General features: G+C 37.5%; 19 protein-coding genes. 3 read left to right on the top strand and 16 right to left on the bottom strand.

Annotated features, from left to right (window positions below):
* Positions 1 to 25 precede the first annotated feature (25 nt).
* The 6 genes from AB1H92_RS03445 to AB1H92_RS03420 form a co-directional block, all read right to left on the bottom strand.
* Positions 26 to 1,651 carry a BCCT family transporter gene (locus AB1H92_RS03445; protein ID WP_115360186.1) on the bottom strand — a complete coding sequence of 542 codons (1,626 nt, stop codon included), beginning with the start codon at positions 1,649 to 1,651 and terminating at the stop codon, positions 26 to 28.
* Positions 1,652 to 1,778: 127 nt separating this feature from the next.
* Positions 1,779 to 2,864 carry a tartrate dehydrogenase gene (locus tag AB1H92_RS03440; protein ID WP_115360185.1) on the bottom strand — a complete coding sequence of 362 codons (1,086 nt, stop codon included), beginning with the start codon at positions 2,862 to 2,864 and terminating at the stop codon, positions 1,779 to 1,781.
* Between the two features lie 11 nt (positions 2,865 to 2,875).
* Positions 2,876 to 4,327, bottom strand: a complete 1,452-nt coding sequence (locus tag AB1H92_RS03435) for an aldehyde dehydrogenase family protein (protein WP_115360184.1) — start codon at positions 4,325 to 4,327, stop codon at positions 2,876 to 2,878.
* Positions 4,320 to 5,411: an aromatic ring-hydroxylating dioxygenase subunit alpha gene (locus tag AB1H92_RS03430; protein ID WP_115360183.1), complete on the bottom strand. Its 1,092-nt coding sequence runs from the start codon at positions 5,409 to 5,411 to the stop codon at positions 4,320 to 4,322. The genes AB1H92_RS03435 and AB1H92_RS03430 overlap by 8 nt, the downstream gene beginning before the upstream one ends.
* A gap of 68 nt (positions 5,412 to 5,479) precedes the next feature.
* Complete coding sequence (locus AB1H92_RS03425) at positions 5,480 to 5,728, bottom strand: ferredoxin (RefSeq protein WP_115360182.1); 249 nt, start codon at positions 5,726 to 5,728, stop codon at positions 5,480 to 5,482.
* Between the two features lie 48 nt (positions 5,729 to 5,776).
* Complete coding sequence (locus AB1H92_RS03420; RefSeq protein ID WP_115360181.1) at positions 5,777 to 6,823, bottom strand: NAD(P)/FAD-dependent oxidoreductase; 1,047 nt, start codon at positions 6,821 to 6,823, stop codon at positions 5,777 to 5,779.
* Positions 6,824 to 7,643: 820 nt separating this feature from the next.
* Here AB1H92_RS03420 and AB1H92_RS03415 point away from each other — a divergent pair.
* The 3 genes from AB1H92_RS03415 to rpoN all read left to right on the top strand — a co-directional run bounded on the left by AB1H92_RS03415 (position 7,644) and on the right by rpoN (position 11,917).
* Positions 7,644 to 9,002: a sigma-54-dependent Fis family transcriptional regulator gene (locus AB1H92_RS03415; RefSeq protein WP_115364028.1), complete on the top strand. Its 1,359-nt coding sequence runs from the start codon at positions 7,644 to 7,646 to the stop codon at positions 9,000 to 9,002.
* 302 nt (positions 9,003 to 9,304) lie between these two features.
* Positions 9,305 to 10,408: a Xaa-Pro peptidase family protein gene (locus AB1H92_RS03410; RefSeq protein WP_115360180.1), complete on the top strand. Its 1,104-nt coding sequence runs from the start codon at positions 9,305 to 9,307 to the stop codon at positions 10,406 to 10,408.
* Positions 10,409 to 10,609: 201 nt separating this feature from the next.
* Positions 10,610 to 11,917 carry an RNA polymerase factor sigma-54 gene (gene rpoN, locus AB1H92_RS03405; protein WP_115360179.1) on the top strand — a complete coding sequence of 436 codons (1,308 nt, stop codon included), beginning with the start codon at positions 10,610 to 10,612 and terminating at the stop codon, positions 11,915 to 11,917.
* A 118-nt stretch (positions 11,918 to 12,035) separates the two neighbouring features.
* Here rpoN and AB1H92_RS03400 read toward each other — a convergent pair whose 3' ends face one another.
* The 10 genes from AB1H92_RS03400 to AB1H92_RS03355 form a co-directional block, all read right to left on the bottom strand.
* Positions 12,036 to 13,133: an ABC transporter ATP-binding protein gene (locus tag AB1H92_RS03400; protein ID WP_115360178.1), complete on the bottom strand. Its 1,098-nt coding sequence runs from the start codon at positions 13,131 to 13,133 to the stop codon at positions 12,036 to 12,038.
* 170 nt (positions 13,134 to 13,303) lie between these two features.
* Positions 13,304 to 14,761 (bottom strand): RNA-guided endonuclease TnpB family protein, encoded by a 1,458-nt coding sequence (locus AB1H92_RS03395; RefSeq protein ID WP_115360177.1) that lies wholly within the window; start codon positions 14,759 to 14,761, stop codon positions 13,304 to 13,306.
* Between the two features lie 103 nt (positions 14,762 to 14,864).
* Entirely contained in the window at positions 14,865 to 15,755 is an 891-nt protein-coding gene (locus AB1H92_RS03390) for a CdaR family transcriptional regulator (RefSeq protein ID WP_166739541.1), read from the bottom strand.
* A 140-nt stretch (positions 15,756 to 15,895) separates the two neighbouring features.
* The gene (locus AB1H92_RS03385; protein ID WP_115360175.1) at positions 15,896 to 18,184 is read right to left on the bottom strand and encodes a glycoside hydrolase family 65 protein; all 2,289 of its coding nucleotides are present in this window, start codon (positions 18,182 to 18,184) and stop codon (positions 15,896 to 15,898) included.
* A gap of 28 nt (positions 18,185 to 18,212) precedes the next feature.
* Positions 18,213 to 18,911 (bottom strand): beta-phosphoglucomutase, encoded by a 699-nt coding sequence (gene pgmB, locus AB1H92_RS03380; RefSeq protein ID WP_115360174.1) that lies wholly within the window; start codon positions 18,909 to 18,911, stop codon positions 18,213 to 18,215.
* 21 nt (positions 18,912 to 18,932) lie between these two features.
* Positions 18,933 to 19,961: a LacI family DNA-binding transcriptional regulator gene (locus AB1H92_RS03375; protein WP_115360173.1), complete on the bottom strand. Its 1,029-nt coding sequence runs from the start codon at positions 19,959 to 19,961 to the stop codon at positions 18,933 to 18,935.
* 71 nt (positions 19,962 to 20,032) lie between these two features.
* Positions 20,033 to 20,869, bottom strand: coding sequence for a carbohydrate ABC transporter permease (locus AB1H92_RS03370; RefSeq protein WP_115360172.1), 837 nt, complete (start codon positions 20,867 to 20,869; stop codon positions 20,033 to 20,035).
* Complete coding sequence (locus tag AB1H92_RS03365; RefSeq protein ID WP_115360171.1) at positions 20,869 to 21,744, bottom strand: carbohydrate ABC transporter permease; 876 nt, start codon at positions 21,742 to 21,744, stop codon at positions 20,869 to 20,871. Before AB1H92_RS03365 ends, AB1H92_RS03370 begins: the two co-directional genes overlap by 1 nt.
* Before the next feature lie 105 nt (positions 21,745 to 21,849).
* Positions 21,850 to 23,112: an ABC transporter substrate-binding protein gene (locus AB1H92_RS03360; RefSeq protein ID WP_115360170.1), complete on the bottom strand. Its 1,263-nt coding sequence runs from the start codon at positions 23,110 to 23,112 to the stop codon at positions 21,850 to 21,852.
* A gap of 72 nt (positions 23,113 to 23,184) precedes the next feature.
* Positions 23,185 to 25,569, bottom strand: a complete 2,385-nt coding sequence (locus AB1H92_RS03355) for a glycoside hydrolase family 65 protein (RefSeq protein ID WP_115360169.1) — start codon at positions 25,567 to 25,569, stop codon at positions 23,185 to 23,187.
* Between the last annotated feature and the right edge of the window lie 355 nt (positions 25,570 to 25,924).

The raw sequence follows: 25,924 nt of genomic DNA, 5'->3' as shown, positions 1-25,924 counted from the left end.
TATATATTGAACTGTCACCAATTCATTACAAGTGTGTGTTTACACTTTTATTTTCAATCGTCACGACTGGTTCTTTCGCATTCTTACTGTTTTTCGGAATCGATAGGATTGATTCTTGTCTTTCAGCATTACTCATCTTATTGATTGGACCTTTGGGCTCCTCACTTGAAGTTAATGCGAGCTCATCTTTCAATCCTTTATATGTGGAATAACACATAACTAGCAATAATATGGCCAACGGAATGGATGTTGCCACGAGGATGGATTGTAAACCTGACAAACCGCCGGTCATAATTAATACAGCGGAAATAATCGCAATAATAATCCCCCAAACGATTTTAGTGAAATGAGACGGATTCGGTTCTCCGTTTTCACTAATCATTCCTAATACAAAAACCGCCGAGTTTGCTGAAGTGATAAAGAAAACGAGTACTAGAACCATTGCTAATACGCTCAAAAATGCACCCATTGGGAAGTAATCAAAAAACAAGAATAACGCAGAGGTAACATCCGCAGAAACAGCTGTTGCGAGCGCTGTATGACCTACATTCTGTATAAGATCGATTGCTGAACCACCCATAACCGCAAACCAAAAGAATGAACCAAGGACAGGTATAAAGATTGCACCTATCATAAACTCTTTAATCGTTCTCCCCTTTGAAATTCGAGCTACAAAACTTCCCACAAGTGGTGACCAGGCAATCCACCAGCCAAAATAGAACAATGTCCAACTTGCTATCCACGTCCCATCACTATACGGTTCTGTTCGAAAGGACATACTCACAAAGTTTTGTGTATAATCACTAATGCCTTGTAGAAATATTTTCATAATCATTTGGGTAGGACCCAGAAAGAACACAAACGCCAACAGTACAAAAGCCAACAACATATTTAGATTGGATAAATGTTTCATTGCTCCCTGAAGTCCCGAAACAGTAGATCCTATATAAATCAAACTAACGATGAGTATAATCATTGCTTGGGCAGAATAACTTATTGGAATTCCCCAAAGGTAATTCAGGCCACTATTTACTTGCAATGTTCCAAAGCCAAGGGATGTTGCAATTCCAATAACAATCGAAAGAATCACAATGACATCAATAAACTTTCCGAAAGATCCTCTAATTTTATCTCCCAGTATAGGATAAAAGACAGAACTCAAAGAAGTTGGAAGCTTTTTTCTGAATTGAAAAAACGCCAATGAAACGCCTACAACTGCATAGCAAGCCCAGGCAGACACTCCCCAATGTAGATAAACAAACTGCATGGCCAGTTTCGCTGAGTCTTCTGAGTATCCTTTGCCGTACGGAGGCGTAATATAGTAAGAGACTGGTTCTGCTACCCCCCAAAATACCAGGCTAATCCCAATAGATGCACTAAATAGCATTCCAATCCAAGTACCGGTTTTATATTCTGGACGATCATCATCGTCGCCTAATCGTATATGTCCAAACTTTGAAAGTCCGAGATATATACTAAAAGCAAAGAAAATAAAAACGCTCCCTAGAATAAACCACCCTAAATTATTATAGATAAAACTAAGAGAAGACTCAGAAAAATTCTCTAGTTGCTTTGGAGCAAAAACTCCAACACTTATTAAGGCTAAACTAACAGCCAGCGAGGAATAAAACACCGTTTTTTTTCCTTTCATGCAAACACTCCTTTAGTTAGAATATTGCTCTTGGCTGCCTCTCCCACGCTACGATAGCGATTTTTTCCAGCAAGTACGCTATAAAAATATAATCGGTGTTAGTATGAATAACACCGATTATATTTCCTTATACATTCACTGTTCGGGAGTTAGTCGTGATCATCTCAATCAGCCTATCCCCCACTTCAGATGTTGAAGCCGATCCTTTCATATCAGGTGTCAATGTTTGCCCTTCTATCAGAAGCTGCTCAATCGCATCAATAATTAATTTTCCATACTGCTCATAGCCAAAATGATCAAGCATTTGACTTGCTGACCAAATGGATGCAAGCGGATTCCCTATCCCTTGTCCAGCAATGTCAGGTGCAGAGCCGTGCACAGGCTCAAACATTGAAGGATACTTTCGTTCAGGGTTTACATTTGCGCCTGCAGCTAAGCCAATGCCCCCCGCAAGTGCTGCGCCTACGTCTGTTAATATATCTCCGAATAAATTAGACGTCACGACAACTTCAAAACGCTTGGGATCCGTAATCATTAGCATCGCAGCTGCGTCAACGAGATAAGAAGCTGTCTCCACTTCAGGATACTCTTCACTAACCTCTTCAAATACTTGATCCCAGAAAACCATCGAATAGTTTAATGCATTTGCTTTACTAATACTTGTTAAGCTACGTCCTTGCTTTTTCGCTGTTTCGAATGCATAACGGATAATTCTTTCCGTTCCTTTTCTAGAGAATACTCCATTCTGTAGCACGACTTCATTTTCTTTTCCTTTGAACAACCAGTCCCCTGCACCGGAATATTCTCCTTCTGTATTTTCCCGGATAAACAACATATCAATGTCTTCGCGCTTTACATCTGATAATGGACAATGGGCGCCTTCAAGTAACTTGACTGGACGGATATTGACATATTGGTCGAATTCTTTTCGGATAATTAATAATAAATCCCATAATGAGATATGGTCCGGAACACCTGGAAAACCTACAGCTCCTAAATAAATAGCGTCAAATTCTTTTAACTTTTCTATCCCGTCTTCTGCCATCATTTTTCCATGCTCGCTATAATATTCACACCCCCATGGAAAATACGTGAAATCAAATTCAAAATGCTGATCTAATTCGGCGATTTTATTTAGTACCTTAACTCCTTCATCAATCACTTCAGGCCCAATACCATCACCTGCGATAACCGCAACTTTATATGTTTTCATAATAATCCCCTTTACCCTTGATTCCAGACGACGAGCTTTAATTCTGTCATGTCTTCGACAGCATATTTTATACCTTCCCTGCCTGTTCCGCTGTCCTTAACACCGCCGTATGGCATTTGATCAACCCTGAATGTTGGAACATCATTAATAATCACGCCACCAACTTGGAGATTTTTTGCCGCATACAAAGCGTTTTTAACGTGATTTGTGTAAATACCAGCTTGAAGCCCAAATTGCGAGTCATTCACTTGCTCTATCGCTTCCTCAACCGATGTCACTTGGTTTACAGCAACTATTGGCGCGAAAACTTCTTGGCATGAAACTTTCAGCTCAGAATCCACATTTGTAATAATTGTAGGCTCCAGAATATTCCCCTGTACCTTACCGCCTGCTAGAATTTCTGCTTGGCCTCTCTTTGCTTCTTCAATCCAGCTAAGTGTTCTATCTAACTCTTCTTTAGTAATAAGGGAAGATACGTAGGTGTCTGGATTAAGTGGGTCACCTAACTTTAACTGTTTAGCCGCTTCTACAAATTTCTTGATAAACTCTTCATACACATCTTCATGGACATAGACCCGTTGCAAAGAAATACATACTTGTCCTTGGTTAGAAAATGCGCCCATTATACAACGTTCAATGATCTCATCAACGTCCACATCTTTGTCAATAATGAGCGCCGAATTCGACCCTAATTCTAATGTTGTCTTTTTCAATCCTGCTTTGTTGTTAATGCCAATCCCAACGCTCGGACTTCCTGTAAATGTAATCATGTTAACTCGGTCATCGGCTACAATCGTTTCCCCAACAATACGACCAGATCCTGTGACAATATTCAAAACACCTGCTGGAAGCCCCGCTTCCTCAAAAATCTCCGCAATAAAGAGAGCTGAAAGAGGTGTCTGAGATGCAGGCTTTAATACAATCGTATTCCCTGCCGCTATTGCAGGACCGACTTTATGTGCAACAAGGTTTAATGGAAAGTTAAATGGAGTAATGGCTCCAATAATGCCAATTGGTTCCCTTACTGTATATCCAATTCGACCGACACCACCAGTTGCGGCATCAAAAGGAATCATTTCACCGTGTATTCTCTTAGCCTCTTCAGCCGCAAACTTATACGTTTCAATTGTTCTTGCAACTTCCGCTTTCGCGAACATAAGAGGTTTAGCAGATTCAAGTGAAATAATCTTAGCTGCCTCATCCGCTTTCGCTTTTAACAATGCGACGACCTTTTCTAAAATCTCCGCTCGCTCATACGCTGGCATACTGGCAATTCGCTCCCTCGCTTCGTCGGCAGCCTGAATTGCTTGTTTCGTTAATTCTTCATCCGCCATTGCTATCTCTGCAATTTTCTCTTCCGAATACGGAGAGTACAGGGGGGCATAATGATTTGCCCCTACCCGTTCCCCATTAATGATTAAATACTTTTTTTCTACCTTTACTTCATCCGCTAATTTATTCATCGAGAGCCTCCAATACCATTTCATGAAATTGTACAATCGCCTGTTCTGAAGAAGCATAACGTCCTTTGTTAAATGCACGGGAACGGAACCCAATTTGCTCGAGTTCAACAAGTTCTATATCCTCCGCTCGAACTTCTTCTGCAAACGTCATTAAATCTTTTTCCTCTTGACTTAATTTCTCTAGACTATCCTCACGGAAATAGTAAGTATAAACAGCTAACGTCGTTTCGTGATCGATTGGAATCATTTCGATGGACGCCATATTCCCTGGCCCCGGATAAATCGTCAACATTAGATTCGGCCAGAGCCAAAAGAAGGTTCCACCTTGCATTTCCGCTTCATTTAAGTCTACTTCTCCATATTGTTTGTCAGGTTTAACAACTGTTCCTTGGATTGAATAATTTTCGCACATCGTAATTTGATAATCTTTCATATCAAGCGTATCTATAAAACTCGGATGTGCGATATGGCAATGGTCACATTCTAAATAGTTATCAATAAACGCTTTCCAGTTTGCCTTAATAATACGTGTCTTTCTGTGTGTTCGTTTCAATTCACTTAAAAACTCAAATTTGCTTAATTGGTCAAAGAAATCGCCATACGACTCAGCTAATGGTGTCGCATTATCATCCAAGTTAACGAAAATCAAGGATTCTAATACTTCCATTCGCACAGGTCTTAGACAAGCATCTTGTACGCAAGCTGCATCTTCACCACGAAAGTTTGGTGCTCTGTTCAAACTGCCATCTGTTTTAAATGTCCAACCATGATACATACATTGTAAAATCTTCTTTTTACCAGCTTCATTCTTTTCAAGCTTTGTTGCCCGGTGCGGACACACATTATAAAATGCACGAAGTACCTCATCCGTACCTCTAATTACAATAATTGGCTCGCCCATTACATCAGCTGTGAAGAAAGCACCTGCTTTTTCTACCTGACTTACATGACCTACGAGTTGCCAAGACTTCGAGAAAATTAAGTCCATTTCTTTTTCTAATACTTTTGGATCCGTGTACATGTCATACGTCATCGTTCTTTCAAATGTTCTCTGCGTTGCATTTATCACTTTATTATAAGCCATTTTTCATTCTCCTCCAAATTATCTTTATTTTTAGACCAATGAATACCCTATCTGATTTTGAATTCTAGTTAACTAGCAGCGGATTTCCCACAGCTAAATGGCTGATCTGCCACCTTAATTGATTCAGTTGGACAGCTTTCAAAGGCATCTTCCAAATCATCTATTAAATCTTCCGTAACCGCTGTAACACCTTCATTGTCATCAAGGATTGCAAAGGCTATTCCATCATCGTCATAATCAAACAGATCAGGTGCTGTCACTCCACAAGTGCCACAAGCGATACATGTCTCCTGATCAACCATCGTGTATTTTTCCATCTTGACTCCCCCTTTAAGTTTTATTTCGCTTTTTCTCAACTAAGTGAGTTATTTCGCACCTGCAGTTTCTTTTACTTTTGCTTTCTCCTGCTCTTTCTCCCTATCACCCATTACAGTTGTACTATGTGGAGCTTGCACTCTTGCAGTGGGATCGATATATACTTTCGCATTACTAACTGCGATCGGTGACTCGCCGAATCCAGTAGCAATTAACTTCACTTTCCCCTCATATGTGCAAATGTCTCCTGTTGCATAAATTCCTTTAATATTTGTTTCCATTTTAGAATTAACGACAATCGAATTTCTTTCAATCTCAAGTCCCCAATTATTAATAGGACCAAGGGAAGATACAAATCCATAATTGACAAGTACATCGTCTACTTCAAGTTCAAGTAATTCGTCACCCTTTGTTTCCTTAACAATGACTTTTTCAATTTTTTCATCCCCAACTAATTCAACGGGTACATACGGTGTTAACACCTCGACTGTTGACTGCTTTAACAGCTCAACACTATGCTCATGCGCACGGAATTTGTCCCTGCGATGAATGAGTGTTACTTTCTTTGCAATCGGCTCAAGCATTAACGCCCAATCAACTGCTGAATCACCGCCGCCAAATAACACTACATTTTTACCCGCAAATTCATGTAAATTTGTAACGAAATAATGAAGGTTTTTATCTGTATACTTTTCTTCTCCTTCAATATTCATTTTTCGTGGCTGGAAAGCTCCATTGCCTGCGGTAATAATGATTGTTTTTGTGTAGTGTACATCTTTATTTGTTGTTAATTTAAATATACCGTCTTCTCCTTTTTCAACAGTCTCTACTGACTCTCCAAGACAGATGGTGGATTCAAATTGATTCATTTGTTCCATTAAATTATCAACGAGCTCTTGTGCCCCAATTTTAGGAAAGCCAGCAATATCGTAAATATATTTTTCAGGATACAGCGCCGATAATTGCCCACCTAATTGAGGAAGGCTTTCGATGATTTTCACCGATGCCTGGCGCATACCGGCATAAAAAGCGGTAAATAATCCTACCGGTCCTCCACCAATAACCGTTATATCAAATATTTCAGTTGATTTATCCATATTCATTCCTCCTGAATACTTTTGTATGTACTACTTGATGCTACGAATTCACATGTGTTCAGAATGAATTATTCCTCTTCTCCCATTCTTACCACTACCAACGCTCACCTCCTTCTTTGTAATCAAAAGGACAGATGTCATAATTCAGTGGACTATCTGAATGCCCATCAAACCTGCTAGTCTTAGTTGAATAAGCGCTAGACGGTAGTCTCACTTTCCTCTCGTCACTTAAATACAATGCAAGACCCGTGCCAACTTTAAAAAACATTGAGTTATAGGCAATTTTCAAATAATTGATTATCCCACGAGGTAGTCCTGAGTCATAATTGCCTCGTAATAATAGTCACTCTATTCAAAATGCACTCACTACTCAAAAATCAAGGGTGATTCGTCGGAAACAATCTAAAGAAGAAAAGAGTGAAATAATCTAAGAATTGATGTTGAAGATTTTAGACTACATTTCTGATGAGCTTTATGTTTTTAACACTCAGCACTTTCTTAAGAATCAGGACAGATTTCTTGACCTTAGTGACCTTAGTGACCTTATAAAAACGGATAAGCTTGCTAGTCTAAATTTCCTTAGTCATGCCATTCATGCTAGAATAAGTACTAGACATATTTTTGTTTCCGCATCGTCACTGACTTATGTTGCAAGTCCCGTGCCAACATTAAAAACATTGATTTAAAAGCAAGTTTTTAATCACTCACTAAAAAACGAGATTGACCTGAATCATAATTGCATAAAACGAAGGTTGTTTTTATTCAAAATAAACTCACTACTCCGAATAGAAGGGAAGGTTGGTCATTGAGAAACAATTCAATGGAAAAGAAAGTGGATGTAACATTAGAATCGATGTTGAAGATTTTAGACTACTCTTCAGATGAAATCTTTGTTCTAAACAGCGAAAAGCAGATTGTTTATGTTAACCGAAATTGTGAAAAACATTACGGCTTGAAGCAAGATGAGATTTTGGGAAAATATAATCACGAGCTGTATGAGCAAGGATATTGGAAACCATCAATTGTTCCGGATGTGTTTGAACGGAAAGAACCCGTTCATTTAAAACAGCAAACTTATATCGGCGCTGAATTATTAACTACAGCCATCCCGATTCTCAACGACGATCATGAAATTGAATATGTATTCATTACTTCGACTGAACTCAATAATTTCAAGAGGCTCATCGAGAAAAAAAGCCTCATAGAAGAAATTACAGAGAAAGAGGAGTCGCACAGTAACTTCATTACGAATAGTCCGAAGGTTGGTAAAATCATAGAATTTAGCAATAAGGTAGCCCCTACTGATTCTACAATCCTTATTCAGGGAGAATCAGGAACCGGCAAAGGTGTACTCGCTTATTACTTACACCAGATTAGCCACAGAAAGAGTGGCCCTTTCTTAACTGTCAATTGCGCTGCAATTCCTGAAGACTTATTAGAATCAGAACTGTTTGGTTACACAGGTGGCGCATTTACAGGCGCAAATAAAGAAGGAAAAACAGGATTGTTCGAAGCCGCAAATAATGGAACAATTTTTCTAGATGAGATTGGAGAGTTGGCATTATCCCTACAAGCGAAAGTGTTAGGAGTTATTCAGGATAAGCAATTTATCCCGATTGGTAGCAGTGAAAGTAAAAAAGTAGACATCCGTATTATCGCAGCCACGAATCAGAATTTACTTGAAATGGTTAGAAATAAACGGTTCCGAGAGGATTTATTTTATCGATTAAACGTAATTGATGTCCATATGCCTCCACTGCGGGAGCGAAGTGAAGACATCATTCCGCTCACCTACAGCTTTTTAAATAAGTTTAATGAAAAATACAATACTAATAAAGTCATCTCCCCGAGTTGTTTAGATGTACTGTATTACTATTCTTGGCCCGGCAATATTCGTCAACTTGAAAACTTAATTGAACGGCTAGTCATCGTGGGCGGTTCCATTATTCAAATCGATGACTTACCTCAAGTAATCCAAGACCAAGTTAAAGATATTCCTCAATTGATTCATCCAAATTCCTTGGATTGCGCTTTAGAAGAAACCACCCGGACGCTGGTCAGAAGATCTTATGATAAAAACCAATCTTCCCGAGCAGTCGCAAAAGACCTTGACATTAGCCAATCCAGGGCATCTAGGTTGATTCGGGAGCATTGCCAAGATCTCCTTCCAGAAAAATAAGAGAACGAAGAATTACATAAAACGAAGAAAGTTCAGTCAAGAAATATTGGCTGAACTTTTTTAAGTTTATTTATGATTGGCGTGTTCGTATTAAATAACCTCACTCATCTATCTTTACTCGACAAGTTCGGTTTCAGAATCATACCTCCGTTGAACTTAAAGCTTTTCCTTCATAATAAGCTTACCTCTCCCCTATCGAATTAATTTTCACACTGTAACTTCCATGCCAAATTTGCACTTGAGCCTCAAACTTGCAACAATAGATATAGTAACTAATTAAACATATATGGAGGAGTTTCACCATGAGCACGATTTATGAACATAGAAGAACCGCTTTAGCCCAGTATCTTTCTGAACAAGAAATTGAAATTGCAATGATTACGGACCCGGCAAACGTCTTTTATTATTCTGGATTTAATTCAGAACCACACGAACGTTTTATGTCCTTAATGATTGATACAAGAGTAGAGCAAACAATTTTATTCGTGCCTGCTTTAGATAAAAGTGCTGCAGAAGCAGTTACGGATGTCACTACTATTATTCCTATTTCCGATGAACAAGTGCCATTTGAGGTTGTTTCGAATGCACTAAGTAACGATGCTAAACTTTTTGGTGTGGAAAAGAAATCATTAAATTTATTCCGCTATGACAGCTTGCGAGCATTTTTCCCACAAGCAGAAGTGGTTGATATTCAACCATTTACGGACGAATTAAGAATGAGGAAATCACGAGAAGAAATCGAACTAATGCAAAATGCGATCAATATTATTGAGAAAGTATTAGCTGAAGGAATTAAAAAAGTGAAAGTTGGTATGACTGAACTTGAACTGACTGCGGAATTCGAAACACTAATGAGAGAGCTCGGTGCAGACGGCCCTTCATTCTCAACAATTGTGTTATCTGGCGAGAAAGCTGCCCTTCCGCACGGAACACCTGGTGATCGCCAATTCCAAGAAGGGGATTTCTTATTGATCGATATGGGCGTTGTAAAAGATGGGTATTGCTCTGACACGACACGTACTTTCATTATCGGAGAACCAACTGAAAAGCAAAAAGAAATTTACGATATTGTCTTAAAATCCAACCAAGCTGGTATCAACGCAGTCAAAGCAGGGGTTGCTTTAAAAACATTCGACATTGCTGCTAGAGATGTTATTGCCAATGAAGGATATGATGAATACTTCAATAACCGTGTTGGACATGGGTTAGGTATCGAAGTTCATGAAGAACCGTCTGTCCATAAAAATAACGAAAATATCGCAAATGAAGGCCTTGTTTTTACTATTGAACCTGGAATTTATATTCCTGAATATGGCGGCGTAAGAATTGAAGACACCGTCTATATAAATGAAAAAGGCGAAGCAGAAGTCCTTACTTCATTCCCAAGAGAATTACAAACTTTATAATCATAATTGAGAGCCCTGAAACATTATTTAAATAATAATCGTTTTAGGGCTTCTCTTCTTTAAAAAGTGATTCGAATTTCACTTTTTTTCTATTTTCCCCTCGAAAATCAAAATAGGATATACTATAATGAATATAATGTATTTTTAGATGATTCATTCTATAACAGGTAAATTTGATTAACATAAAGAGGGGGGACAGGTATGCAAATTATACTTCAACCAAAACAAGTTCAAGAGTTAAATTTGGTCATGACGCCAGCGCTTAGACAAGCGATAGAGCTTTTACAATATTCAACGTATGGACTCTATGAATATATGAAAGAACAAGCTTTGGATAACCCTTTAATTGAACTAAAAGAAAAACAAGATATCACTTCGGAATATCGTCCGACGCGACGTATTCGCAGTTCATCAGATGCTTCTAATCTATCATTAGACTGGATACCTTGCGATGGGAACGATATGCGTAAAGAATTAGTTCAACAGGCTAAACTTGAATTTCGACAGATGCAAGACATCCGATTGCTAGAATACCTTATTAACAACCTAGACGATAACGGTTATTTACAATTACCTGGGAATTGTACTCACTATGATGAAAGCGTTATCACACATGGCGTTCAACTGTTACAACAAATTGGTCCTATCGGGATCGGTGCAAGAAACTTGCAGGAATGCTTACTCTTACAACTAACTTACAACTATCCAGACGAAAAGTTGGCATTTACTTTAATTGAAAGTTATTTTGATTTATTGGCCGAACGGAAATGGAATGTCATTGCTACACGAATGGAGATTACGTTAGCGGAAGTAAAAACGCTCCATGATTTCATTAAAACATTAAATCCAAAACCTTGTGCCAATATAACCGATTTTACGACTGAATATGTAACTCCAGACATTATTATTGAAGAAACTGATCATGGACTCTCTTACTTTTTAAATGATCGATACTTACCATCTATTCAAATAAATCGTGAGTATTTAACGATGCGCAATCAAAGTCAAGACATGTCAAAATATATTAATGAACAATATAATCAGGTTCAGTGGTTATTAAACAGTATCGAACAGCGCCGTGTCACAATCTCCAAAATAACTGAGGTTGTACTTCAAAAACAACAAGATTTTTTCAAAGAAGGCTTTCTCGCCCTTCAACCTTTAACCTTAAAAGATGTCGCTGATGAAATCGATATGCACGAATCAACTGTGAGTAGAGCCACCGCAAATAAAACGATTCAAACACCAAAAGGCACTTTCGATTTTCGGACGCTATTTACATCCAAATTAGAAACGAGTGATGGAGAGGCTATTTCTCAAACGAGAGTGAAAAAATTATTAGAAAGTTTTATCGCCGATGAGAATAAACAAAAACCTGCTTCCGATCAAAAAATTGCTAATTACTTTAACACCGAAAAAGGAATTTCAATTTCAAGGAGAACAATCAGTAAATATCGTGAAGAATTAAACATTCCTTCTTCTAGAATGAGGAAAGAAATTTCAACATAAAAAGAAGGCAGTCGATTTGACTGACCTCCTTTTCATGTGTAGGCCATATAATCAGGCTAATACCGTCATACTCCTACAAGAAAACCGCCAAAGTGTCTCCTTGGCGGTTTTACGATATTTATTTAATTCGCTCTTCCGTCTCCACATCAAAGAAGTGCGCTTTGCTTAAGTTGAAAGCTAATTTTATGGAGTCGCCCGCTTCAATATTGAAACGCGAGTCAACACGTGCAACAAAGTCTTGATCTGCTAGTTTAGAGTAAAGTACAATTTCAGCACCCATTAACTCAGCTACTTCAATTTCCGCCTCAATCGTTGAGTCTGGTGAAGCATCAATCACTAATGGCTCATCATGAATATCCTCAGGACGGATGCCTAAAATTACTTCTTTCCCTTCATAACCTTGGTCACGAAGCATTTTCATTTTGCCTTCTGGAACGTGTAATTTCACATTCCCTAAAACAATATGTTCTCCTTCAAGCTTACCCGTTAAAAAGTTCATTGCTGGAGAGCCAATAAACCCGCCAACGAAAACGTTATTTGGATAATCATAAACTTCTTTTGGTTCCCCTACTTGTTGGATAATACCATCTTTCATAACAACTAGGCGTGTCGCCATCGTCATTGCTTCCGTTTGGTCATGCGTGACATAAATTGTCGTCGTTTGTAGACGATTATGCAACTTTTGTATTTCTGCACGCATTTGAACGCGTAGCTTTGCATCTAAGTTAGATAGAGGCTCATCCATCAAGAATACTTCTGCATCTCGAACAATTGCACGACCTAATGCAACACGCTGACGCTGTCCACCTGAAAGTGCTTTCGGTTTACGATCCAACATCTCTCCTAATCCTAGGATTTGAGCAGCATTTTCAACACGCTGTTTGATTTCATCTTTTTTAAATTTACGAAGCTTTAAACCAAACGCCATATTGTCATATACGTTCATATGCGGATACAACGCATAGTTTTGGAATACCATTGCAATGTCACGGTCTTTTGGAGCAACATCATTTACTCGTTTATCACCAATATATAGGTCTCCCTCTGTAATTTCTTCTAGTCCAGCAATCATACGTAATGTCGTAGATTTACCGCATCCAGAAGGACCAACTAAAACTAAAAATTCTTTGTCTCTAATTTCCAAGTTGAAATCTTTTACGACGACAACATCTTTATCATAAACTTTTTTAATTCCCTTTAATGTTAAACCTGCCATTCCTATTCCCTCCAATATGTAAGTGCTTTCATCTATATCATTAGCTTACCTTTTTTCGATTTCTTACGTAATGGGGAATGTGCACAAAGTTTAGTCACTGTTTTGTGCACCATGTATATTTTTTGATAATGAACCTCCCACATTTAAAATCGTGAGTTTCAGGGTTAGTGCTACCGCACATTGACCACTCGTGGCTGGGAACACACAGCCGCTATGCCGTTCGCGAATGCATTCGGCACTACTTTTCTTAAAATATTTGCTGCCGCATTTATATCGGCATTAATACGCATTTTACTTTTTGTCTGGTAAAGCCCGCGCTTGATCCGTTTTCCGCTGAATTGATGGTGCGTCTGATTCCCCAATTTGTAGGTCGGAATAAGATCGCCATCTGGAAAACTGGCTTGAGACGTGTAGCTTTCTTCCGTTAAGATAACAGCTATTCCTTTTGCATTGGCTTTATAAGTAATCAATTCTATTAAAAGCGCATGCGGGATTTGAACAAAACGCTGGTTATTGCGTTTGCCGATATTACTCTTTTGCTTCCAATCTTTATTTTTCCCAATAATTATAGTGTCCACATTGGTTTCGATGGCTATTTTCACGATATTGTGACTTACTTTATGGAAAAAATCTTTCATTTTCCGATGCCTTTTAGCGTCTAACTTTATTAATATTTTGGAACGGAATTGCCCTTCTTTTGGTTTCTTCCCATTGCGAAGCGCCGCATAATAAAATCCACGCATTTTGTTATACCGTTGGTTGATTGATTTAATGACACCACCTTTGAATAGCATTGATGAATGTCCAGTATTAAAGGCAATTGCGGCAATGTTATCAATGCCTAAATCGATGCCCATACAACGTTCTTTTTGCGCAGGAATTTCTTTCTTTACTCCGACTAGAAAGATGACTTCAACTGTAAAACCATTATATTTCGGAATGATTCGAACCTGTTGAAATTCGCCTGGAAAGGTCGCTAATTTCCCAATATTTAACCTGCCTTTTGTTTTTGGAAAGCGCAGAAATTTTTTGTCTTGTATTTTACAAATCTGATTTGAAAAGATAGTTTCTTTTTTTCGGTCTCTTGACAAGTAGCCTGGAATAGAAGGTTTCCCTTTAAAGTTCTTAGGATTTGTTTTGTACGTTTTTATACTTTTGAAAAAGCCATTCCAGTTTTGAATGACATTTCGAATGACTTGTTGGTTGATTTGACCCGGGAGAGAATAGTAATCTTGTTGCTTGATGACCTTAAATAAGCAATCTAGAAAATTGTAACTTAAAAAAGATTTGTCTTTGGAAGGGAGTCCAAATAAGTTGGGTTTTAATTCTTTTCGTTCTGCCATAGGCTTTAATTTTTCTTTGGTAAGTCTTTTTTGGTGTGAATAGTATTGAATTTCATTCATCTTTTCAATATTATCTTGAAGCGTGTCCATTACTTCTTGTTGCAAGGGTTGAAGTTTTTTATCACTATGCAGCGCTGTGTACACTTGCCTAATGTAAAAATTGGTGACATTGTATAATTTACTGCTGTTTAAACAAAGTTCATTGAAATAATCGTATAATCGATGACCTTTCTTAATATTGATTTGATAGGTTCTATAGTCTTTTTTAAGATTTTGAACTTCCATTTAACTATTCACCTCCATTCAAGAATATTCTAACAAAAGAACATTCGTTTGTCTAGGGGAGTATTTCCCTAGTGGAATAAGCCGATTCATCCCACAACTGAAGTCACGAGTGTTCTCGGCTTATTAATAAAGCTAAATACGCCGTCATTGCATGATGAAATTGGCGGATATCCAAGTCCGTATTTTCATAAAAACGTTCTAAACGATATTGCAAACTATTTCGGTGCATGTGAAGTTTTTTTGCGGTTTCAGAAACGTTTAAATTACAAGACACAAATGCTTTAATCATCTTCGTTGTTTCTTCGTCATCTATATAATTTTGTAGAATAGATTCACTAATAGAGCGACTTTGTTCTTGTGATGTTTGGTGAACAAAAACATAGGGAATAGCATTAATATAGGTCAGCACATCTTTAGTAGCGTACTTAAAAACATTTTTAGCAGCGTATAATAAAGTATTATAATATTGATGAACATCTTGCCAATTATTTTTAAATGTACCCACAAGGAATTTAATCTTCACATATAAGTCGCTCATTAATACATCAATAATCTGCTCATAAGAAGTGATATCTTCATGGATTATTTTCTCTTCGATAATAATCCCTTCAAACTCATTTTCCCATAAAATTGGAACCTCTCTACCAAATAATTCACAGATCGCACTTTTAAATTGAATCGGACTGATTTGATTTCGATCAATGGAGAAATAAACAAAACGATAAGCATACTTATTTTCCTCATCCTTATATTCATTCTCATGGATAAGTGCTGCCCACTTCCTCTCCTCGTTCGTCATTAGAGGAAGTTGAATTTGGTACGGTGTTAAAAATGTTTCTAGCAATGAAATTTCTTTGGACGATAACTCCTCCTCATGTATGCCGATAATTTCATGATTTTCTGTTATAAACCATTTATAATCTGGGGGGAACGGTTCATTCGTATTTTTGTATAATAAAAAGGAAGAATACATCGTACGTAATTGATTAATCAAAAGAATCCCTCTTTCATTTGGGTACGTTTCTTTCATTATATTATAGAAGCTTTATTTGGTCATCTGCTAATTCTTTCTTGCATTGACTTTCACATTAACAACTACACAAAAAGCTGGACCTAATAAGTCCAGCTTTCTTGTTAAGACGAATATTCAGTTTCGACTTTTGCTTCCACACCATTTTCTAGATGAATCGATTGACCATGATGAGAAATTGTTAGCTCCTCACCTTCTACAATCGTATACGTTACGGCATCTCTTTCTAAATGTACATTTAGAATTCGCCCTTGGTAGCGTATGTTAAATGAAAGTGAATTCCATGCTTCCGGCAAGGTTGGCGCAAAATACAGGCCTGTTTCTTTCACCCGTAAGCCAGCGAATCCATAGACAAGTGCAAGCCATGTACCGCCCATATTCGCCATATGGAGTCCGTCTTTCGTATTGCCTTGTGTATTATCTAAATCCAGTCTCGCAGTTTCAATGAAATAGTTATACGCTTTCTCATCGTATCCTAACTTTGAAGCCATAATCCCGTAGATTGAACAAGATAATGATGAATCATGCGTTGTTAATTCTTCATAATAATCATATGAATTTTTGATCGTTTCCAAGTCTTGTTCATCTTCCAATAGAAAATGAGCAAGCACGGTATCTGCTTGTTTAATGACTTGATAGCGATAAAGTGTTAACGGATGATAATTTAAGAGAAGTGGAAACTTATCTTCCGGGGTATTTTCTAAATCCCAACGGTCTTTTTGTAAGAAACTATCATCTTGCGCATTAATCTTAAGTTCCTCATCATACGGCAAATACATATTTTCTGCGGCTGTCAGCCATTCTGATACTTCACCTTCTGATAAACTCAGTCTAGCCATTAGATCGTTTAGTTTATTTTGCTCTTTTTCCTTCAAGAGATGAAACACTTTTACAGCCCATGACAGATTATGTTTAGCCATTACGTTTGTATAATAGTTATTGTTTACAACACATGTATACTCGTCCGGTCCTGTGACACTGTCGATTCTAAATTCGCCATTTTGCATATGACCCGTGTCATTCCATAAACGAGCTGTTTCAAATAACATTTCAGCCATATACTCTTTCAAAAAGTCTTCATCTTGTGTCACTAAATAATATTGAATATAACTATAAGCAATATCTGCACTTATATGATATTGGGCAGTACCTGCTGGGAAAAATGCGGAGCTTTCCTGACCCGTAATCGTTCTCCATGGAAATAATGCGCCCTTTTTATGGCCCATTTCTTTCGCTCGTTTTCTTGCACTATCTAATAGTGAATAGCGATGGACTAATAGGTTTTTTGCAATTTCAGGATGCGTCATTAAAAACACCGGGAACATGTATATTTCTGTATCCCAGAAGTAATGTCCCTCATACCCTTCACCAGATAAGCCTTTTGCTGCGATATTACTCACTGGATCTTTCCCGACCGATTGCAACAGTTGATATAAATTAAAACGAATTCCCTCTTGCAACTGTTCATCTCCATCAATCTTCACGTCAGATTGACGCCAATAATTGTCTAAGTATTCTTGTTGCTCTTGTAAAAGAGTAGAAAACGATGTCTCGTTAAGTTTACGTTGAATTTCAAGCCCTTTTTCAATCACATTTTCACCGTGTCTTAACGTATCTGTGTACACGTTATATTTTGTAAAATGAACAGGCCCAGTTGCCTCAAATTCATATATTTCTTCGATATGGCTTTCAGTGACTTGACTGTCATAACCATAATTCTCTGCATGCATCGTAGACGACGTGACGCAAGCTACATCTAACTTCGTTTCGTATGTACGATTCTTTATGACACTATATTTTTCATTTTGTGAAACGTTTAAAATATGTAGGCGTTTCGCATTTCCAGCGGCAACACGAGGATCACTTGGATCAACAAAGTTTGTTACGTCACCGTTCACAGTGGATATAATTTTTACTTGTTGAACGCCACTGATTGGCTCAACTTCAACGTCTATTGCAAAAAGTTCTTTCGTTTTAAAAGAGACAAGTCTTTTAAATGTAAGTTTAACTTCTTTCCCCGTAGGTGATTTCCAATGAACGATTCTTTCAGCAAAACCTGAATCCATATGTAAAGTTCTTTCAAAATGAATCACTTCCCCTTCAAATAAAGAGAAGCGCTCATCGTCAAGATAAATTTGTATCCCTTGACTATCGATTACATTCAATAGTTTTTGCTGGATGTCAGGGAATGCATGTAATTTCTCGCCATATTTAATTTCAATTTCATCATGGTAAGCATTGATGTAAGTACCTCGGATTGAGTTAAATTCATCTTGATAACCTTCCTCAAAATTCCCTCTCACACCTAAATAGCCATTCCCCAAGGATAAAAGACTTTCATTTAATAATAAGTTCTCATTATCTAATTCTGATTTTGTTATTTTCCACGTCACTCAGCACACACTCCCTCTTCATATCGTCTTAAGTCGTCGTACTTTTCCCGGCTTCACGTTGCTTCTGATACTGTTTAATAATGTCTTCAAAAATTAATTCAGAAGTATCCTCTACAACATAGTCAGCATGATGTAAATGTTCAAAAGAACCTACACCGACTGAAAACATTTGCGCGCTATTCACTGCCTCTACCCCTGCAACCGCGTCTTCTAGTCCAATACAATCTGAATAGGGTACACCTAAGTAATCTGCTGCAGTCGTAAATGTTTCAGGATCTGGCTTTCCTTTTTCGACTTTACCCGCATCCACGATATAATCGAAGTACTCGATTAAGCCAAGCTTTTCTACGATGGTTTGCGCATTTTTACTAGCAGAACCGAGGGCAATTTTCACTTTCTGTTCAACACATTTCTTCAATAACTGTTCAATCCCAGGTAAAATGGCATCCGGCTGAAGTTGGTCAATTAACGTTAAATAGTACTCATTCTTCTCCGTAGCCAATCTTTCCTTTTCTTCATTCGACATAGCCGATAAGGATGGATCCAACGCTAAAATTTTCTCCAGCGATTCCATACGACTAATGCCTTTTAATTGTTCATTAAACTGCCGATCGATTGATAGTCCAAGCTCTTTAGCAAGTTTTTTCCATGCTAAATAATGAAATTCAGCTGTATCGGTAATGACACCGTCAAGGTCAAATATAAATGCTTTAGGAAAATGTGACATATTTTGATTCCCTTTCATTCGTTAATTTGAAGTTTTATTTAATGTTCCTACACTTTCTCGCTCAATTAATTCGTAGGCGACATCGACATGTTTTTCACATGTTTTATTTTCCATTAAACTTTGCAGTAATTGCGCTGCGACTTTCCCCATTTTCGTAAAGTCCTGACGAATTGTTGTCAGTTGCGGTTGGATATATCCGCTTAGGACTACATCATCAAACCCAGTCACAGACATATCTTCAGGAATTCGTAGTCCTGCTTCCTTCGCTGCTTTCATAACACCGAAGCCCATTAAATCACTAAAGCAAAGAAATGCAGAGGGGCTATTCGTCTTCAAATACGCCTTCGCTAATTGATAGGCTTTTTCTTCAGAAAAATCGGCGTACAGCACTTTATTTGGATCCACTTCTAAGCCATATTCATGAAAAGCTTGTTGAACGCCTTTAAGCCTTTCCGAATTGACATGCGTTTCTTTAATGCCTGCCATCACGACAATGTCACGATGATGCCGTTCTAGTAAGTGTTCCGCAATTTGTTTAGTCGCACCTACATTATCAATCGATACACTCCCAATTAGCTCATTGTTCTTTTCTGGAATGATATCGAAGAGCACACAGGGGATATTCGTGTTCATCAGTTCCTTAAAATAGGGATCATCCGTACGAATTCCTTGTAATATTGCACCACCAATATTGCGTTCCCGACAAAACTGTACGTAACTTTTCTGCTTTTGCTTCATTGAATCAATGAGAAAAATCGACAGTTCATATTCATTTTCCTCAACATTTGTATAAACGCCTTTGAATATATCAAATGCGTTATTATCTTTTTCATTTTGATTTAGCACACCAGAAGAGATTAAGCCAATCGTCATTTGCTTTTTGGATGATAAATTTTTGGCTACTATATTCGGTGAATAATTCAATTCTTTAGCGATGTCGAAAATTCTTTGCTTCGTTTTTTCATTCACATCTGCATAATTATTAAACGCTTTTGACACGACACTAATCGATACACCAGCTTTTTTAGCAACATCTCTTATAGTAGTCACAATAAATACACATCCCCTATTCATTTATAGTCACAAAAAGGCTACTCTTAGCAAGCTGCTTGAATGAAGACTTATTTAACAGCTCCGTCTCCAATTCCTTTAATGATATGTTTTTGAGCAAGTGCATAGAAAATAACAACAGGAATAATCGTTAACATTAAACCGGCCATCGCTAAATTCCATTGAATCGTAAACTCGCCGAAGAAATAGAATGTTGATAACGGAATCGTTCTAAGTCCTCTATCTGTTAACGTCAATGATGGTAATAAATAGTCATTCCAAATACTAATGACGTTTAATATCATAACCGTTACTGTAATTGGCTTTAACATTGGAAAAATTACTTTCCAAAACACACCAAACTTTGAAGCACCATCGATTGTTGCAGCTTCTTCTAACGTTCTAGGAATTGATTTCACAAAGCCATGATATAGAAATACCGAAAGACTTGAGTGAAATCCGATATGCATAAAAATTAATCCTTCACGCGTATTAAACATTGGAATTCCTAAATCATTCGTAATGGTCCCCATCAATTGCATTAAAGGCATCATGATCGTCTGAAAAGGAATTAACATCGTTGCAATGAAAGTCATAAAAATAATATTGCTCAGCCTATTATTCGTTCTAGCTAACATCCACGCTGTCATTGAAGATAAAATAACGATAAAAAAGACTGACACAATCGTTATATATAAGGAGTTGCCAATCGCACTCATAAAATTCATTTTTTGAATTGCTTCTGAATAATATTGAAAACTAAAACTTTCTGGTAGCGCTAATACATTTGTATATAGTTCTTGCCGATTTTTAAATGAGTTCGTAATGATAATATAAATGGGAGATAAAAAAAGTAACGCTACTAAAAAAAGTAAAATGTTTTTAATGATAGTAGTTGTTTTTTTCATTACATTTCGACCTCCCGTTTCTTCGTTAAATAAACTTGCGTTAAAGTGATTGCTGCTACAATTAAGAAGAAAACAATTGCTTTCGCTTGACCAAATCCATAGTTTCCATAGCCAAAGATTTCATTGTAAATATTCATCGCAAACAATTCAGTAGCGTTTGCCGGGCCTCCGCCTGTTAATGATAAGTTAACATCATACACTTTAAATGCTGAAGAAAGTGTTAAAAATAAACTGATTGTAAATGCAGGCATTAATAGTGGGAAGATAATTTTCCGCAATCTTTGCCAACCATTCGCACCGTCTATTTTTGATGCTTCTATCACGTCTTCTGGAATGCCTTGTATGCCTGCGATATAGATAATCATGACGTAACCCGCCATCTGCCAAGTAAAGACAAAAACCATTGCATACAATGCATATTGCGGATCCATCAGCCAGTTAAAAAACACATTGTCAAAACCAGTTAGTTCACCGAGTCTTTTAAATACGTCCGTAAAAATAAATTGCCAAATGTATCCTAAAATTAAACCACCGATTAAATAAGGCATAAAAATCATTGTACGAGCAGCATTCGCAGTTCGTAGTTTAGAAGTAACCAATAAAGCAAAGAATAACCCGACAATATTAACAGAAGCAACGGCTAAAATTGTAAACAATGTTGTTAACCATGCCGACTTGAAAAAGCGTGTATCCGTTAGTAAATGCTTGAAGTTATCGAAACCGACAAACACCTTAGGATTGGCTCCAATACCGTCCCATTGAAAAAATGCATAATAAATTCCCATTAAAAACGGGATCACGACGACTGTCGCAAATATTAACACTAGTGGCGCGACAAATAGGATATACCACAGCCTATTTTTACTATTTTTCATGTCAACCCCCTCTTTCTTTTCTAATCACTTTAGAATGAAGGAAATGCTGAACTTGCCATTGTAGACATGTTCAGCAAATCCTTTAGGTTAGAGATACAATCTCCTTTATTTCACAGCATTTTTCCAAGCTGCGTCTAGTTTCTCGATAAATTCCTGTCCAGTCATATCTTTTGATAAGAAGAACTCCTGTGCAGCAGGTGTGAAATCATTTGGTACGATACCTGCTGGGAAATAACTTTGAGACCATGCAATTGTTTCACCGCTATTCGATGCATCTAAAACATCTTGTGAAAGTGGGTCTAATTCGCCAGCTTCAATGTTCGTAAGTGCTGGAACGAAGCCAAACTCTTCAACAATGTACTTGTGGCCCGTTTCACTTGTATTCAACCAGTTTAAGAAATCTACAGCTGCTTGAACTTCAGCTTCATCTTTTTCACTGTTAATTGCCCAGTTGCTACCTACACCTACCGCTAACTTATCGTTGCCTTGTAATGGCAATGGCAACATACCAATTTCAAAGTCAACATCGAAATCAGAAATCATCCCGTATGCCCAGTTACCTTGGTGAATCATTGCAGACTTTCCTGCCGCAAAGTCACCGATTTCCTCATCGTATGAAACGTCTAGTGGACTTGGCGTATTTTCTTTAATTGCTTCCATGAATTTACCAAACTCTTGGAACGTCTCAGTTTCTGCCATTGTCACATCTCCAGCAGTTAACTGATCAATATACGAATAGAAATCATCTTGTAACGAGAATGGATGGTTAATAATATGACCAATTAAGAAATAAGCATCTTTCGCTAATCCCAAACCGTTAATATCTTCTGCTTTAAACTTTTCTAACGTTTTCACGAAAGATTCATAGTCTGCTACATCTTCAGGACTTACTAAATCTTTGTTATACACTAATCCAAATCCTTCAACACCGTAAGGAATTCCAACAACTTTCCCATCTAACTCTAAAGCCATACCAGGTGCAATATGCTCTACGTAATCTTCATCACTTAAATCATGTACATACGATTTTAGACGCTCAGCTTCTGTTACGTTTTGTAGACTAAAGATTGATGGTCCTTGATCACTATTCAGACGAATTTGTAACTGTTGGAAATAGTCATCACCCGTTGTACCCCAAACTTCAACTTCGACGCCCGTTTCTTCTTCATACTCTTTCGCAAGTGCTTCTAATTGATCAGAAATTTCTACTTTACTTTGGAAAATCGTGATTTTTTGGTCTGATGATTTTCCAGACTCTCCGTCGTTAGATTTTCCTCCTTCACCGCCGCTGTCACCACTACAAGCAGCTAAAATTAGCATTAAGACACCAATGAAAAGACTACTTAACAATCTTTTACGGAATTTCATTTGAACTCCTCCTATTACTTTTTAATATTTATAGTAAATAAAATGAAAAACATTTTACTAACTAACAATAAATCAGCTATTTTTTATAACATCCTCTGAAAGGTCGACCTCTATAAAGTCACCACATTCATACGTTTTGCCATAAGATTCAAATACAAATTTCTCTTTGTATACTGCTTCTACAGTTAGGGTAGTAGGTGTGATACAAAAGTTAATCGGTTGGCCTTGCCAATGAATCGTGAATTTAATTTCTTTCCAATGCTTCGGCAGTCTAGGCTGAATTGTTAGTTTGCCATTCACAAGTCTGATACCAGCAAATCCAAAAATTGCTGTTTTCCATATGCCGCCGATTGATGCTGCATGGATTCCTTCATCGGATGTGTGCATCATTGGACCAAGGTCCGTTTCGCATGATTTCTCGAACAAACGATAAGCCAATGCTTCTTCTCCAATGTCATTTGCGACAATTGCATATGTCACTAAACTTAAAGAAGAATCATGCAAGGTTCTTGGCTCGTAATAATGAAAATTAGCGCGTTTAACTGCTTCTGAAATTCTTTCATCGTCAGCTAAAAAAGTTTGTTCTAATAAATAAAATAAAATTAACGTATCGGCCTGTTTCGTCACTTGAATTTCGTTGATTTGTTCCGGATTATAATCTCTGTAGATTGTCCTAACCGTGTCTTGCTCTTTATATTTCGTCAAATCAATTTGCTTCAATTGTAAATAAGTATCATCTTGCGGAATGACTGAATCTTCTTCACGTGGATTTGGTAAATACAGTCGTTTTGCTTTCTTCTCCCAAAGTGAGTACATTTCATCTAAATCTAGTTTTCTACCTAAACTTTGAAGGAGTAATGGGTTTTCCTTTTTTAATTGATCATAGTAACGCATGGCTAGCTTCATATTGAAATAGGCCATATAATTCGTGAAAGCATTATTATGAATATGTTCTTTATACTCATCAGGACCAATGACATTGTTAATTTCATAACGATGTTTTTCCTCGTTCCACTCAAGACGACTTGCCCAAAACTTTGCTGTATCGAAAACAATTTCATAACCGTATTCATCCATAAACTGCTTGTCACCGGTTACATTTTCATATTGATAAACCCCAAATGCGATGTCGCTCGTAATATGTTGCTCAATGAAGCCAGTCCAGATTTTCGTTTGTTCACCCGTTACAATATCAATGTCTCCAAATTCTGGTGTCACTTCGCCATCTGTCGGCCAAGCCATCTCCCAAGGGTACATCGCACCTTCGTAACCGTTTTCAAGCGCTTTTCTCCTCGCGCCTTCCAATCCATGATAACGATACATTAATAATGATTTAGCTACTTCAGGATTCGAGAAAATAAAAAATGGTAAAATAAATATTTCTGTATCCCAAAACGAATGACCTTTATAACCTTCTCCACTTAATGCCTTCGCACCGATTCCCATTCTTTCATCATGCGCTGGCGTCATTACGGTTAAATGATAGAGCGAAAAGCGGAGTGCAAGTTCATCGAAATCGTTGTCGCTAACCAATTCAAAATTGTATTTGTCCCATATTTTTCGCTGCCACGCATCTTTATGGCGTTGGAAAAGTGTGTCGTATCCTTTCTCAACGTGACTTTGTAATGCTCGTAATGAATCATCACGTAGCTTTTGAAGGTCATAGCCTTCTTGCGGGATTTCTTTATCTCGACTTGTATGAACCGTAGTTAACTTCTCCATTTCCAATTTATCATTCGGCTTAAGGTTAAATTGATAAGTTTGCCATACCTTCCTGCGCGCCATATGCATCTCTGAATCGTTTGAAGCTTCCTTACCATTTACTTTCATTTTATGAGTCGTATTCAAGACCACATCGATATTCGATTCCGTTGTCGTTTGAATGAGCTGAATGAACTCGTTATTATAAATTCTTCTTTCACCTTCAAGAAAGTGTTGACAACCCGAATTGCTCATTTGTGCATTAATCCCCGTGTCTATTGAAATCTCAACGGGATCTGTTAAACTTTCAATCTCCATTTTCATACCGATTAAATGCAAGTTATCAAGCGAAACGAATCGGCTAAAAAGGAATCTTAATTCCTTTCCTTTCGGCGAGGTCCATTCAAAACTTCTTATCAATTCTGCGGTCTTTAGATTCAATTGACGTACATAATTGTTAGTTTGACCTAATTCAAGGCTAAACCGCTCCCCATCAATGCGAATATCAAGTCTTGTCACATCCGCTAAATTAGGTAACTCTGTTACTTCATTTTCCGCTGCTTTGTTAAATGTTCCACTGACAAATAAATTTCTCGTTTCATGTATATAGGGTTCCTCCGTCACTGAGCGCAATCCCATGTAACCGTTTCCGAGAGACATAATCGCTTCACATTTTCCTAATGCATTGGAGGAAAAATCAACTTCTGATATAATCCAGTTTTTAAATTCTCCCTTACCTTGAGAATAGTCGAGCAAAACTACACCTCCCTGGTAACGCTTTCAGTTTTACGAAAACGTTTTTGTAAATATTAAAATAGATACGTTTTCGCAGTGAGATAAATCAACTACCGAAAACGTTTTTGGTACATCGAGTATAGTATGCCATTTTTCGATTGTCAATGAATTACATCTGACTTTCATATGCCTTTCGCTCTATAATTAATCATCACACACAAACTTATTACCCAACTAAGTATTGAAAAGGCCCTCAAACAGGCATTTTGAACCTTTATCGTTGTGAACTTTACGAGATTCGTTAAGTTCTTTCGGTGAAACGTTGCATACTTTGATAGCGTTGTGAACTTTTTGGGAGACGTTGCGTTCTTTTTTG

Origin of the sequence: Sporosarcina pasteurii, assembly GCF_041295575.1 — a bacterium.
In the GTDB taxonomy this organism is placed as follows: domain Bacteria; phylum Bacillota; class Bacilli; order Bacillales_A; family Planococcaceae; genus Sporosarcina; species Sporosarcina pasteurii.
Note: the sequence above shows the minus strand (reverse complement) of the source record. Positions and strands in the feature narration are given on the sequence as shown.